Origin of the sequence: Bacillus sp. SKDU12 (assembly GCF_010093085.1) — a bacterium.
GTDB classification, from domain to species: Bacteria; Bacillota; Bacilli; order Bacillales; family Bacillaceae; genus Bacillus; species Bacillus mexicanus.
In genome coordinates this window covers 1-12,226 of sequence record NZ_MSRC01000017.1, presented here as the reverse complement: position 1 = coordinate 12,226, position 12,226 = coordinate 1, and the positions used below count along the sequence as shown (strand labels likewise).

The following is a 12,226-nucleotide window of genomic DNA, read 5'->3' as shown; positions in this document are numbered from 1 at the left end:
CTCCTTACTGGTGTTTGATTTGATTCTTGTTATCGCTGCTTTGCTTCTAATATCCATGTCCCGTTTTCTCCTCTTTTTAGCGGGTAAGAAGAGCGGAGATTCCGTCATAAAACGACGCGTTTCTCGTTTTGCTGTCCTTTCTCACCTTTTTAGGCACATGCCGTGGCACTGTGCCAATGACTACATAAGTTATAAGGAATTCACCTACATTTTTTAAGGAGATGGATTACATGAATCCTTACCAATATTACAGCCCGCAGCTGCCTCAGCAGGAACCTTACTATAGCCAATATGAATACAATTCTTATCCGCAGCCGGATTATTATGATCCCTATCAGGCGGACAGACAGCCGTCCGCGTTAGAAAGAAGAGTTGCCGCGCTTGAACGGCAAAACGAACAGCAAACAAGAGAATTAACACGCCTCACGAATGAAGACCGCCGTCAAAATCAGGAAATTGCACGGATGGCCGAACAGGTCAATCAGTTAAGCCAGGCTGTTGAACGCCATACACGCCGCTTAAACCGGCTCAATCAACGCCTCCGCACAGTAGAAAACAGGCTGAATATCCCATTTACTGCAGGTGAAGGCGGTTTTTGAAGCAGCAAGAAAAAAGCGGAATACGATTTTCCCGATTCGAGGATTTCGTTTTCCGCACTTCTTATGTTTTTTAATGCGGCGCATTTACATAAAAAGGGTTTATACAAGTATACAATCTTTACTGTTTTCATTCAAAGATATGGGGATAAGGAAAATAATTGTAGTTTCTCATTTGCAGCATTTCTTTTCATTGAAGTTGCATGATAATACCGACTCACGTCAATCGATTACACGGAGGGGTAATTCATGCATACTACACAACACGGCTTGCAGCAGCTGAATCAATGCCGACAGACTGCTCAGCAGCTCATTCAGCAAACACAGCAAAGCAGCCAGCAATACCGCCAAATGCTTCACCAGGAGCAGCAAAATATCCAAATGCTCCAGCAGGTTCTGACCCATGAACAACAAGCTGCGCATACGATTCAACAAGCGTTGCACGGGCACGACATGGCTATTCAAAAATGCCAGCAGGTTGTCAATATGTGCAACCAAATGCAGCAAGAACTCACTGGACAATCCAGCGGCATGAACACAAATATATCAACACTTCCATTCGGCCAACACACGCCATTCCAGCAGCATACCTATCAGCAGTAACATAGAAAAAGCTCAACACTGCATTGTGTTGAGCTTTTTCTTACTGTTCTTTTCGTATATGTATATCTTGAATAGACTGTTTCGGCGCATCAAATCTGCTTTCGGCTTCACTTCTTGCCTCAGCAAAGGCTCTTGCCTCCACATTATCTTTATAGACATCCAGCTGAATCAGATACAGCGGACGCACTTTAAACCCGTGAACAATGGTCACTGCCCATAACGGGACTACAATAAAAACGCCGAGCTGAGCGGGCAAAACAAAACCAAACGCAACAATTAAAAAATAAATGATTCCGTACATGATCCACTTTCTATTTCTGACCTTGATGCCAATAAATAAAAAGGCAAAAAAACTGGTAATGGCAAAAGGCATGAAAATAAACAGCATCCACCAGCTATGAAGCCATTCCCACGCGGCACCTCTTTTCGTAATTCCCATATTTTTCACCTCCTATTTACCTATAATAATCGATTAAACAAATCACGTCACCTGTAAAATAGTGATAGACGAGGGGCGGGTTTCTTGCTATATTATTAATTGATAATGATAATCATTACTAATAAAAGAGTGTATGGGGGATTCTTGATGAAAAAGAAAGCATTGCTTACCGGCCTGCTGGTATTGCTTCTGATGTTTGTCAGCGCTTGCAGCGGTACAGCCTCGAAAGGTGATTCAGCTTCAGATAAGACAGACATGAGAACTTACAATTCAGTAAAAGGGAAGGTTGAAATTCCTGCGCATCCGAAACGCATCGTCACTGATTTTTATGCTGGGGAATTGCTGTCTGTCGGAGCCAATGTGGTCGGCGCGGGATCATGGTCATTTCGAAATCCATTTTTGACATCACAGCTGAAAGAAGTAAAGGACGTCGGTGATCCGATCAGCGTTGAAAAAGTGATGGAGCTTCAGCCTGATTTGATTGTCGTCATGAAGGAGGAGAACGTCGATAAATTAAAGAAAATCGCTCCCACTGTTGTCATCCCTTTTAACACAGCGAAAAACGTACAGGATACAGTCAGCATGTTTGGAGATATGACAGGAGCGAAAGACAATGCAAAATCATTTATGGATGACTTTAATAAAAAAGCAGAAGCTGCCAAAAAGAAAGTGGACAGCGTCATCGACAAAGATGCGACCTTTGGCATTTTTGAAAGCACGGACAAAGGTGCACTCTGGGTATTCAATGACAATAGCGGACGCGGCGGCCAAGCCGTATACAATGCGCTCGGCTTAAAAGCGCCTGAAAAAATTGAACAAGATGTCATCAAAAAAGGAGAGATGAAACAGCTCTCTCAAGAGGTTATTCCTGAGTATGCCGCAGACTATATGTTCATTACCGATTACAATCCGAATGGAGAAAACAAAACACTTGAGCGTCTAAAAGATTCATCCGTTTGGAAAAACCTCGATGCGGTCAAGAACAATCGTGTCTTTATCAATGACTTCAACACCTTCTATCCGTACGACCCGATTGCCGTCAGCAAACAGATTGATTTAATTGCTGATATGCTTGTGAAGCGGGAAAAAGAAAATCAGAAATAAATGACATGACAAAAGCACTCACGATGTTGTGAGTGCTTGATCTTCAGCAGACTTCCTTCTGTGCGGCTTTATCATCTGATCTGAACTCTTATTTTGCTTTTCACTGTTTCCTTTTACCGCCTCAATTCCCAGCTTCATATTTCTAAGAGCAAAACGAATTCGAACAGCGTGCCCACGAAAGGTGACTTCAACCCAGAGAATAGGCCAAGCATACCCGGGTTATTTGAGCTGGGTGTGAACGCAAACTCAGACTGATTGGAATCTCAATTGCTTCCATTCTCAATGATAATCAAATAAGTAAGCTCTTCTGGTACATCGCGCGGAACAGCCATTTGCGCAGTGTAATCGAAATTCTCTTTTTCGTTGCCGAATATTGAGCTGCTTTTAACCCATTCACCGTATAAAAAAAGGATTTCAGAAAAAGCAAAAGAAGTATATCTATGAGCTGACTATTTTAAAATTCGGAAAATCAATACTGTTGGCGTATGTACCGTTTGAAAGGTTCCATTGCACCGCGACCCTCTCAACCACTAGATGATGAAATACACACAGTATTGTAATGAGCACCAAATCGGCATTCATCTGGCCTAATTGTTACAATAGGGTTGAGAGTCTATCATCCATTTTATTCTAGGAGGCAGATCATGAAAAAAGCTACGCTCGGAAAATCAGACTTGCAGGTATTTCCTATCGGATTAGGAACAAATGCTGTCGGAGGACATAACCTCTACCCGAACCTAAATGAAGAAACTGGAAAAGAATTAGTTCGCGAGGCGATCCGCAATGGCGTGACAATGTTAGATACCGCCTACATTTACGGGATCGGCCGTTCCGAAGAATTAATTGGTGAAGTGCTGCGCGAATTCAATCGTGAAGATGTAGTCATCGCCACAAAAGCCGCGCACAGAAAAGAAGGAAATGACTTTGTTTTTGATAATTCACCTGAGTTTCTGAAAAAATCAGTCGATGAAAGCCTGAAACGTTTGAACACAGATTATATCGACTTGTTCTACATTCACTTCCCTGACGAGCATACGCCGAAGGATGAAGCCGTCAACGCGCTGAATGAGATGAAGAAAGCCGGAAAAATCCGCTCCATCGGTGTCTCCAACTTCTCATTAGAGCAGTTGAAAGAAGCAAACAAAGATGGCTTGGTAGATGTATTGCAAGGTGAATACAACCTGTTAAACCGTGAAGCGGAGAAGACTTTCTTCCCGTACACGAAGGAGCACAACATTTCATTTATCCCTTACTTCCCGCTCGTATCAGGATTGTTGGCAGGCAAGTATACAGAAGATACAACGTTCCCAGAAGGCGACCTGCGAAACGAACAGGAACACTTCAAAGGCGAGCGTTTCAAAGAAAATATCAGAAAGGTCAACAAACTTGCGCCTATTGCCCAAAAGCACAACGTTGAGATCCCTCACATCGTATTGGCTTGGTATTTGGCAAGACCGGAAATTGATATTCTCATTCCTGGAGCAAAACGTGCCGATCAGCTGGTTGATAACATCAAAACAGCCGATGTGACGCTTTCTCAAGAGGATATTTCATTTATTGATCAGCTGTTCTCATAATAAATAAACCCGCCTTCACGTTTAAGAAGGCGGGTTTATTTATTAATGATTTCCATTTATATAACAAAAATGAGTTTACACTCGTTTTTTTCATTTTTTAAAATTAAAGTTACTTTTTCCCTAAAGTCATAGTATGATAGGAATTGTTGAGCAGAAAATGCACATTGCAATATTTCTATTGTCTTATATTTTTGATTCTGCTTACCAATATCATCTTAGAGAAGAGGGATAAATACGATGAAGGTTTTGCTGAAAAATGAAGGCGGACTGACAAAGGAAGTAAAAGTCGGATTTAGCTGGACGACTTTCTTCTTCGGGTTTTTCCCTGCGTTATTCCGCGGGGATTTAAAATGGGCTGCTATCATGTTTATTATTTCTGTCGTTCTTGGCTCATTTACGTTAGGAATTGGCAGCTGGGTCAGCGGCATTGTTTTCTCATTTATTTATAACAAGCTCTACATAAAAGAGCTCATTGAAAAGGGATACCGCCCTGCAAACGAAGAATCCCAAGCGATTTTAGAAAGAAATCAAATCGTTTCACCTGCAGCATAAGAATGAAAACCTTACCCCATGAGGAGTAAGGTTTTTTATGAATGTTCTTCATCGAAGAACAGGCCAAAACTATTTCGCATATGACAATCACAAGATCATCTCTCTATGCTGTTGTAAACCACGTATATAAATAAGAGGTCGTGCCTTCATAACCAAACACCAGAAACAAATTCCATTCATCATAGATGACGACATGTCTGCTTTCGCCTGTAAACAGCCGCTCATCAATTTGAATACCGTTATTTTCATAGGTAGAGATTCTCTGTAAAACAAATACTCCGTCAATTTCGGCAAAAATCCCATGCTCTATAACTGGTTCCAGTATGTTCGGTAATATAGCATCTCTGTTTCCCTCTATTACCGCTCTGTTCCAATCCTGGCTTGCTTCGGCATATTCTTCCCTCTCTAGTAATAAACTAAAAACCTCTTCAACTGATCTCTCTTCGGTCCCTTCAACTGTTAAGTAAAAAACGAATCCTTCTGAATCAGGCTGGCGAAATTCCTGAATACTGATATGCGGTAAAAAATCCACTTGGCTGCTGCACACTTTCTTAAGCTTTTGCTTTTTCAACATAGGAAAACCTCCTTTTCCTCATATCCTTGCAGAAAAAAGGTTTTGGCGCTTACAATAATTTTGAAAGGAATGATCACAATGGCAAATTCTCAATTCCCTCTTATCACACAAAACCTTTCTCTCGATCTCGTGAATACTGAAATCATAAGCTATGATAAACGGCAAGATCTCATCCATACGGAAAAAGATCTGCTGGCATGGTTAGAAATAATGGGAGAAACCGCTCCTTTTCTCAGTTCTTTTGCGCTGCAGCAAGTCCAAGAACAATTGCAGCGGATTCATCGATTCCGTGCTGAGCTGAGAAAACATTTTGAGCGTATCGCTGAGGGCTGCGAACCTTCTCAAGCTTTTATCTCTTTCCTGCAAAATCAAATCGCCGCCGCTCCCTTTTCTTATCAAGTCATAGGTGAAAAACTTGCCCGCATTCCAAATGGTAAACTGGATGATTCCATTTTATCGCTAATTGCTTACGATGCATTATGGCTAATTCATACAAAAGAAATCAAACAGCTGAAACGGTGTGCAAATGAAAAGTGCATTTTGCTTTTTCTTGATAAAACAGGAAGACGAAAGTGGTGCTCCATGAAGATTTGCGGCAACAGACAAAAGGTCTCACGCCATCAGAAAAAAATGAATAAGGAGTAAGAGTCCGTTCCCCAGCGAACGGTTTTTTTATCGAACCAAAAACTAACCTATAAAATAAAATTGACAGGTTAGTTTTTAGCTATTATTCTATACATACTAGGGGGGATAAATTTGGGAAAAAACTTCTTTTTGAAAATGAAAGGAACAGGAAAAACGCCTTTACAGGTAAACGTCAAAGACGCAGTCACAGGGCTTATAGGAGGATTTATCACCATACTGATACTTGCTTTACTGACCGCTTATACATCAAGCTTATGGTTAATGGCGCCTTTTGGAGCAAGCTGTGTGCTCGTATTCAGCGCTTGGAGTACCCCATTATCACAGCCGAGAAATGTGATTGGCGGCCATTTTATTTCCGCGCTAACCGGGATTGGTGTCCTTCACATATTCGGTGCCAACCCATGGACCTTTGCATTAGGGACAGGGCTTGCTATTTGCCTAATGATGCTGACCAAAACCACTCATCCTCCTGCCGGCGCCGATCCGATCGTCGTCATTCAAGGAGCGTATGCTTGGAGTTATTTAGTATTTCCTGTACTTATGGGATCTGTCCTCATCGTGATCATCGCCCTTGTTATCAATAACTTGCGAAAAAATCGACAATATCCCGCATTTTGGCTTTAATGTTCAAAACAAATGTTTCAAATCAAATAGGGTAAGGGTACTACTCTATTAACCTTGTTATACATACTGATTGCCCTAACATCTGAGGAGGAACATTTGTGAAAATAAATATAAGGAAATATATGATCTACTTTTTCGGCGCTTTAGGAGGGCTGCTTTACGGTTATGATACGGGCGTCATCTCTGGGGCGCTGCTATTTATAAACAATGATATTCCATTAACGACATTCACAGAAGGATTGGTTGTCAGCATGCTGCTTCTTGGTGCGATTTTCGGCTCGGCCTTAAGCGGCACGTGCTCTGATCGCTGGGGCAGAAGAAAAGTTGTATTTGTCCTTTCCATCATTTTTATTATCGGCGCGCTCGCCTGCGCGTTTTCTCAAACGATCGGCATGCTGATTGCATCTCGGGTAATTCTCGGACTGGCCGTCGGCGGATCAACGGCGCTTGTACCCGTATACCTGACAGAAATGGCACCAACGAATATTCGCGGAACACTCGGCACGATGAACAACTTAATGGTTGTGACCGGTATTTTATTAGCATATATCGTAAACTATCTGTTCACACCGTTTGAAGCGTGGCGTTGGATGGTGGGACTGGCTGCGGTGCCTGCGGTGCTTTTATTAATCGGGATCGCGTTTATGCCTGAATCACCAAGATGGCTCGTCAAGCGCGGACGTGAAGATGAAGCGAGAAACATTATGAAAATCACTCATGACGAAGACAATATTGAACAAGAACTTGCAGATATGAAAGAAACAGAAGCAGAAAAAAAAGAAACAACGCTCGGATTGCTGAAAGCGAAATGGATTCGCCCTATGCTTCTCATTGGTATCGGCCTTGCCATTTTCCAGCAGGCTGTCGGTATTAACACGGTCATCTACTACGCGCCGACCATTTTTACAAAAGCCGGTCTTGGCACATCAGCATCAGTCCTCGGTACAATGGGGATCGGTGTCCTCAACGTATTGATGTGTATTACAGCTATGATTTTGATCGACCGCATCGGCCGCAAAAAACTGCTGATGTGGGGAAGCGTCGGCATTACACTAAGCTTGGCCGCACTGGCAGCTGTGCTCCTGACACTGGGTCTTTCTACATCAACAGCATGGCTGACCGTCGTTTTTCTCGGCGTTTATATCGTCTTTTATCAAGCAACATGGGGTCCGGTTGTATGGGTTCTCATGCCTGAGCTTTTCCCATCCAAAGTACGCGGAGCCGCAACAGGCTTTACTACCTTGGTCTTATCAGCAACAAACCTGATCGTGTCGCTCGTCTTCCCGCTGATGCTCAGCGCGCTGGGAATCGCATGGGTCTTTACCATTTTTTCAGTGATCTGTCTGCTCTCATTTTTCTTCGCCTTCTACGTGGTTCCGGAAACAAAAGGAAAAAGCTTGGAAGAAATTGAAGCAAGCCTGAAAAATCGGTTTAAAAAGAAGAAAAACAGCCAAAACCAAAAGCTGAATGAACGTACTTTATAAATAAAAAAGGAATCGTCCGTGGGACGATTCCTTTTTCTTATTACACCATCACCTTGCAAATATTGTTCGTGAATTCCACAGGGTCCTGGATCGGCAGGCCTTCGATAAGGAGTGCCTGATTGTACAGAAGATTTGTGTACAAATTCAGCTTCTCTTTATCCTGTTCAAATGCATCCTGTAATGTGTTGAATACCTCGTGATTCGGATTGATTTCCAGTACTTTTTCTGCCTGTACATGTTGGCTGTCCGGCATCGCATTTAAGATTTTTTCCATCTCGATTGTCACTTCGCCGTCAGCGGCAAGGCAGACCGGATGAGATTTAAGTCGTTTTGACACTCTGACGTTTTTCACTTTGTCTGACAGAATGTTTTTCATTTCCTCAAACAGATCCTTGTACTTGCTTTCCTCTTCCTCGGACTGTTTTTGATCCTCATCTGTATCTATGCCAAGGTCTCCGCTTGATACGGATTTGAATTCTTTTTCCTGATACGATGCCAGCATTTTAATCGCAAACTCATCGATGTCCTCGGTAAAGTAAAGAATTTCATAGCCTTTGTCTGCCACCATTTCCGTTTGCGGCAGTTTCTCAATGCGGTCATAAGAATCACCAGTCGCATAATAAATGTATTTCTGCTCTTCTGGCATTCTGGATACGTACTCGTCTAAGCTGACCAATTTTTTCTCTGTAGAAGAGTAAAATAATAAGAGATCCTTCAATTGATCCTTATTCGCGCCAAAATCATTGTACACGCCGAATTTCAGCTGTCTGCCGAATGCGTTATAGAACGTTTCGTATTTCTCGCGGTCTTTTTTCAGCAGGTTTTGCAGCTCGTTTTTGATTTTTTTGCTGATGTTTTTCGCGATCAGCTTTAGTTGGCGGTCATGCTGGAGCATTTCTCGGGAAATATTCAGCGATAGATCCTCGGAATCGACCATTCCTTTCACGAAGCTGAAGTGATCTGGAAGCAGATCAGCGCATTTGTTCATGATCAGCACGCCATTGGAGTACAGCTCTAAGCCTTTCTCATATTCCTTGGAATAATAGTCAAACGGCATGTTTTCAGGGACGAATAGAATCGCGTTGTAGCGAACAGCGCCATCCACACTGATATGAACGTGTGTGAGCGGTTTATCAAATCCGTAATGCTTTTCAGCGTAGAACTTTTCATAGTCCTCATCTGTCAGCTCACTTTTGTTTTTTCTCCAGATTGGCACCATGCTGTTAACTGTCTGTTCTTCCTGTACCTCTTCAAATTCATTCTCGCTGCCTTCCTTCTGCTTATTAACGGCTGTGTCCATTTTGATCGGGTAGCGAATGAAGTCGGAGTACTTTTTGATGATGGCTTTTAAGCGATGCTCCTCTAAAAATTCGTCATAGCTGTCGTCTTCTGTATTTTCTTTGATTTTCAGGATAATATCTGTACCGACAGCATCCTTTTCACACGGCTCAATTGAATAGCCGTCTGCACCCGCAGATTCCCATCTATACGCCTCTTCGCTGCCGAGCGCCTTACTGATGACTGTCACGACATCGGCAACCATAAATGCTGCGTAAAAACCGACACCAAATTGGCCGATGATGTCATGTCCATCTTTCAGCTCGTTTTCCTTTTTAAACGCAAGAGAACCGCTTTTTGCAATTGTTCCAAGATGCTGTTCAAGCTCATCCTTCGTCATCCCGATCCCTGTATCAGAGATGGTGAGCGTTCTCGCGTTCTTGTCAGCTGAAACCTTTATGTAGTAACTGTCTTGATCAAACGTAAGCGTATCGTCCGTCAGCGCTTTGTAATAGATTTTGTCAATCGCATCACTCGAATTGGAGATTAACTCACGCAGGAAAATTTCTTTTTGCGTATAAATGGAGTTAATCATCATATCCAGCAGCCGTTTGGACTCTGCTTTAAACTCTTTTTTCGCCACTCTAGATCGCCCCTTTTTTAATATGTAGTTGTGTTATTAAGTAAACTCTTTTCAGCATCTATTTATCACATCCGGTGACAATTGTCAATCAGATTGATAGATGCATATATATGTAAATTTAACATGATTTAGATGCCCTTTCACTAATTATTCTTGAAAAAAGAGGATTGATCACCCTCTCTTTCTTTCCGCATCATTCCAACGGCCAAACTCTTTCTTCATCCAAATATGTACCGGGTAGAAAAACAAACTGAACGGTATTAAAAATAATAGATTATGCCATGAAGCATTTAGAAAAGCGCGTGCTGTAACTGGAAATGTAATCTCCTGCAAGATAAAAGAGATAACAGTCAGCACAACAAACACTAATGGAGTCATGACAAAGCAATAAAACTTGAGTTCCTTCTTATGCTGTACTTTCAAAACAAATAAACCTCCTAACAATCTAATCAATCTTAACATATGTTGGCAGTTCTTTTCATGTATGTTTATCACTGCACAGAGCGGGAAGACAAATAGAAAAAGGAGGTCTTGTCATGGGAAGACTTGAAAACAAAACCGCAGTGATCACAGGCGCCGCGACAGGCATTGGACAAGCGACGGCAGAGGTTTTTGCCAATGAAGGCGCGCGTGTGATGATCGGGGACATCAATGAAGACCAAATGAAAGAAACAGTTGAAGCAATCAGACAAAACGGAGGACAGGCGGACGCCTTTCATCTCGATGTATCAGATGAAAACAGCGTGAAAGCATTTGCTGATCAACTCAAGAAGGCTTGCGGAACGATTGATATTCTGTTTAATAACGCCGGCGTTGATCAGGAAGGCGGAAAAGTTCACGAATATCCAGTTGACTTGTTTGACCGCATTATCTCCGTCGATCTGCGCGGCACATTCCTTTGCAGTAAATATCTGATTCCGCTCATGCTCGAAAAAGGAGGCTCTATCATCAACACCTCCTCCATGTCAGGCCGTGCCGCGGACCTTGACCGCTCCGGCTACAATGCGGCAAAAGGCGGAATCACCAACCTGACAAAAGCGATGGCAATCGACTACGCACGAGACGGCATCCGCGTTAATTCCATCTCTCCGGGTACGATCGAAACTCCGCTGATTGATAAACTGGCAGGCACCAAAGAACAGGAAATGGGCGAGAAATTCCGCGAAGCCAACAAGTGGGTCACACCGCTCGGACGCCTCGGCCAACCGAAAGAAATGGCGACTGTGGCGCTATTCCTCGCTTCAGACGACAGCTCATACGTCACTGGCGAAGACATCACCGCAGACGGCGGCATCATGGCGTATACTTGGCCTGGGAAGATGCTGATTGATGAGAAATGGAAGGAAGAGACGAAATAACGTTAGCTCAAAGAGGGATAAATATCTCCCTCTTTTTTTAATATCCGAATGCAAACGAAACCGAAAAAACACCCATATTTATGACTTTTTCAATCCAAAACCTTGAGCATTGAATATTAGGCAGACTCCGACTATCTCAGTAATATGTTTCATTTAAGAATATCTCCAAAAGACTCCTTTCAGTTTTAACAATTTTCACCCTATCAATGTAATATATATTTTACAAAAAGTAATATATATGTTACAATCATTAAATAAAGGAGGATGCCATGAATAATAAGGTTAAAATTGAAAGATTAACTCTTGGTTTAACTCAGGCTGATTTAGCTAAAAAACTTGGGATAACAAGACAAACTGTTAGCTTAATAGAAAAAGGTCAGTACAATCCTAGTTTAAATTTATGTATAAGAATTTGTAACGTTTTTAAAAAAACTTTAGACGATGTTTTTTGGCCTTCAGATAATTTATAGAGGAGCGGATAGATAGAATGATTGATGAAAGAATACAGCAGGAACAACATAAACTGAGTTATTACAGTTTTGGTCTGTCTATAATTTTATTTATTCTTAGTTTTTTTGTTTCTGTTCTAACCCAAAACTTATTTTACACCCAGTTAAGTATAATTATATCGTTTATGGTTGTTAGCACTTATTATTCAATTTTTGCTATAAAAAGGGGCTTAATAATCAAGAGAAAAAACAGCAATTTAAAACATTTTTATATTTTTATACTGAGCGGAATGTTTTGGA

The 12,226-nt window shown here is 41.9% G+C and carries 15 protein-coding genes and 1 pseudogene; 12 read left to right on the top strand and 4 right to left on the bottom strand.

The genetic code is table 11. The features are described 5' to 3' along the window. The first annotated feature begins 230 nt into the window (after positions 1-230). Positions 231-599, top strand: coding sequence for an inner spore coat protein CotNE (cotNE, locus tag BTW01_RS14290; protein ID WP_162103626.1), 369 nt, complete (start codon positions 231-233; stop codon positions 597-599). Positions 600-845: 246 nt separating this feature from the next. Beyond that, positions 846-1,199, top strand: coding sequence for a hypothetical protein (locus tag BTW01_RS14285; RefSeq protein WP_162103625.1), 354 nt, complete (start codon positions 846-848; stop codon positions 1,197-1,199). A gap of 40 nt (positions 1,200-1,239) precedes the next feature. Here BTW01_RS14285 and BTW01_RS14280 read toward each other — a convergent pair whose 3' ends face one another. Beyond that, positions 1,240-1,638 (bottom strand): hypothetical protein, encoded by a 399-nt coding sequence (locus BTW01_RS14280; protein ID WP_162103624.1) that lies wholly within the window; start codon positions 1,636-1,638, stop codon positions 1,240-1,242. A gap of 147 nt (positions 1,639-1,785) precedes the next feature. Here BTW01_RS14280 and BTW01_RS14275 point away from each other — a divergent pair, with 147 nt between their 5' ends. The 4 genes and pseudogenes from BTW01_RS14275 to BTW01_RS14260 all read left to right on the top strand — a co-directional run bounded on the left by BTW01_RS14275 (position 1,786) and on the right by BTW01_RS14260 (position 4,871). Next, positions 1,786-2,742 carry an iron-hydroxamate ABC transporter substrate-binding protein gene (locus tag BTW01_RS14275; RefSeq protein WP_162103623.1) on the top strand — a complete coding sequence of 319 codons (957 nt, stop codon included), beginning with the start codon at positions 1,786-1,788 and terminating at the stop codon, positions 2,740-2,742. 402 nt (positions 2,743-3,144) lie between these two features. Beyond that, a pseudogene (locus tag BTW01_RS14270) lies at positions 3,145-3,333 on the top strand (DeoR/GlpR transcriptional regulator); the annotation flags it as partial. A 53-nt stretch (positions 3,334-3,386) separates the two neighbouring features. Further along, the gene (locus tag BTW01_RS14265; RefSeq protein ID WP_162103622.1) at positions 3,387-4,319 is read left to right on the top strand and encodes an aldo/keto reductase; all 933 of its coding nucleotides are present in this window, start codon (positions 3,387-3,389) and stop codon (positions 4,317-4,319) included. A gap of 237 nt (positions 4,320-4,556) precedes the next feature. Beyond that, positions 4,557-4,871: a DUF2628 domain-containing protein gene (locus BTW01_RS14260; RefSeq protein ID WP_162103621.1), complete on the top strand. Its 315-nt coding sequence runs from the start codon at positions 4,557-4,559 to the stop codon at positions 4,869-4,871. A gap of 103 nt (positions 4,872-4,974) precedes the next feature. Here the strand turns inward: BTW01_RS14260 and BTW01_RS14255 are convergent, their stop codons facing one another. Beyond that, entirely contained in the window at positions 4,975-5,445 is a 471-nt protein-coding gene (locus BTW01_RS14255; protein WP_162103620.1) for a hypothetical protein, read from the bottom strand. A gap of 78 nt (positions 5,446-5,523) precedes the next feature. Here BTW01_RS14255 and BTW01_RS14250 point away from each other — a divergent pair, with 78 nt between their 5' ends. The 3 genes from BTW01_RS14250 to BTW01_RS14240 all read left to right on the top strand — a co-directional run bounded on the left by BTW01_RS14250 (position 5,524) and on the right by BTW01_RS14240 (position 8,198). Then, positions 5,524-6,090: a CGNR zinc finger domain-containing protein gene (locus BTW01_RS14250; RefSeq protein ID WP_162103619.1), complete on the top strand. Its 567-nt coding sequence runs from the start codon at positions 5,524-5,526 to the stop codon at positions 6,088-6,090. A gap of 135 nt (positions 6,091-6,225) precedes the next feature. Beyond that, positions 6,226-6,714 carry an HPP family protein gene (locus BTW01_RS14245; RefSeq protein WP_238391430.1) on the top strand — a complete coding sequence of 163 codons (489 nt, stop codon included), beginning with the start codon at positions 6,226-6,228 and terminating at the stop codon, positions 6,712-6,714. Between the two features lie 98 nt (positions 6,715-6,812). Then, positions 6,813-8,198, top strand: a complete 1,386-nt coding sequence (locus tag BTW01_RS14240) for a sugar porter family MFS transporter (protein ID WP_162103617.1) — start codon at positions 6,813-6,815, stop codon at positions 8,196-8,198. A 40-nt stretch (positions 8,199-8,238) separates the two neighbouring features. Here the strand turns inward: BTW01_RS14240 and htpG are convergent, their stop codons facing one another. Together htpG and BTW01_RS14230 are read right to left on the bottom strand one after the other, a co-directional pair. Further along, a complete protein-coding gene (gene htpG / locus BTW01_RS14235) occupies positions 8,239-10,119 on the bottom strand; it encodes a molecular chaperone HtpG (RefSeq protein ID WP_162103616.1) in 1,881 nt (626 codons plus the stop codon). A 171-nt stretch (positions 10,120-10,290) separates the two neighbouring features. Next, the gene (locus BTW01_RS14230) at positions 10,291-10,542 is read right to left on the bottom strand and encodes a hypothetical protein (protein WP_162103615.1); all 252 of its coding nucleotides are present in this window, start codon (positions 10,540-10,542) and stop codon (positions 10,291-10,293) included. A 113-nt stretch (positions 10,543-10,655) separates the two neighbouring features. On the opposite strand from BTW01_RS14230, the gene BTW01_RS14225 reads away from it, so the two are divergent. From BTW01_RS14225 to BTW01_RS18505, 3 genes are all read left to right on the top strand, one after another. Then, entirely contained in the window at positions 10,656-11,477 is an 822-nt protein-coding gene (locus BTW01_RS14225; RefSeq protein WP_162103614.1) for an SDR family oxidoreductase, read from the top strand. Positions 11,478-11,746: 269 nt separating this feature from the next. After that, a complete protein-coding gene (locus BTW01_RS14220) occupies positions 11,747-11,947 on the top strand; it encodes a helix-turn-helix transcriptional regulator (RefSeq protein WP_162103613.1) in 201 nt (66 codons plus the stop codon). 17 nt (positions 11,948-11,964) lie between these two features. Next, positions 11,965-12,226 (top strand): DUF6773 family protein (locus tag BTW01_RS18505; protein WP_238391426.1); only part of this gene is annotated, 262 nt, incomplete at its 3' end.

Coding starts and splice junctions, on each gene's coding strand:
- cotNE (WP_162103626.1), top strand. CDS start 231: ATGAATCCTTACCAATATTACAGCCCGCAGCTGCCTCAGCAGGAACCT.
- BTW01_RS14285 (WP_162103625.1), top strand. CDS start 846: ATGCATACTACACAACACGGCTTGCAGCAGCTGAATCAATGCCGACAG.
- BTW01_RS14280 (WP_162103624.1), bottom strand. CDS start 1,638: ATGGGAATTACGAAAAGAGGTGCCGCGTGGGAATGGCTTCATAGCTGG.
- BTW01_RS14275 (WP_162103623.1), top strand. CDS start 1,786: ATGAAAAAGAAAGCATTGCTTACCGGCCTGCTGGTATTGCTTCTGATG.
- BTW01_RS14265 (WP_162103622.1), top strand. CDS start 3,387: ATGAAAAAAGCTACGCTCGGAAAATCAGACTTGCAGGTATTTCCTATC.
- BTW01_RS14260 (WP_162103621.1), top strand. CDS start 4,557: ATGAAGGTTTTGCTGAAAAATGAAGGCGGACTGACAAAGGAAGTAAAA.
- BTW01_RS14255 (WP_162103620.1), bottom strand. CDS start 5,445: ATGTTGAAAAAGCAAAAGCTTAAGAAAGTGTGCAGCAGCCAAGTGGAT.
- BTW01_RS14250 (WP_162103619.1), top strand. CDS start 5,524: ATGGCAAATTCTCAATTCCCTCTTATCACACAAAACCTTTCTCTCGAT.
- BTW01_RS14245 (WP_238391430.1), top strand. CDS start 6,226: ATGAAAGGAACAGGAAAAACGCCTTTACAGGTAAACGTCAAAGACGCA.
- BTW01_RS14225 (WP_162103614.1), top strand. CDS start 10,656: ATGGGAAGACTTGAAAACAAAACCGCAGTGATCACAGGCGCCGCGACA.
- BTW01_RS14220 (WP_162103613.1), top strand. CDS start 11,747: ATGAATAATAAGGTTAAAATTGAAAGATTAACTCTTGGTTTAACTCAG.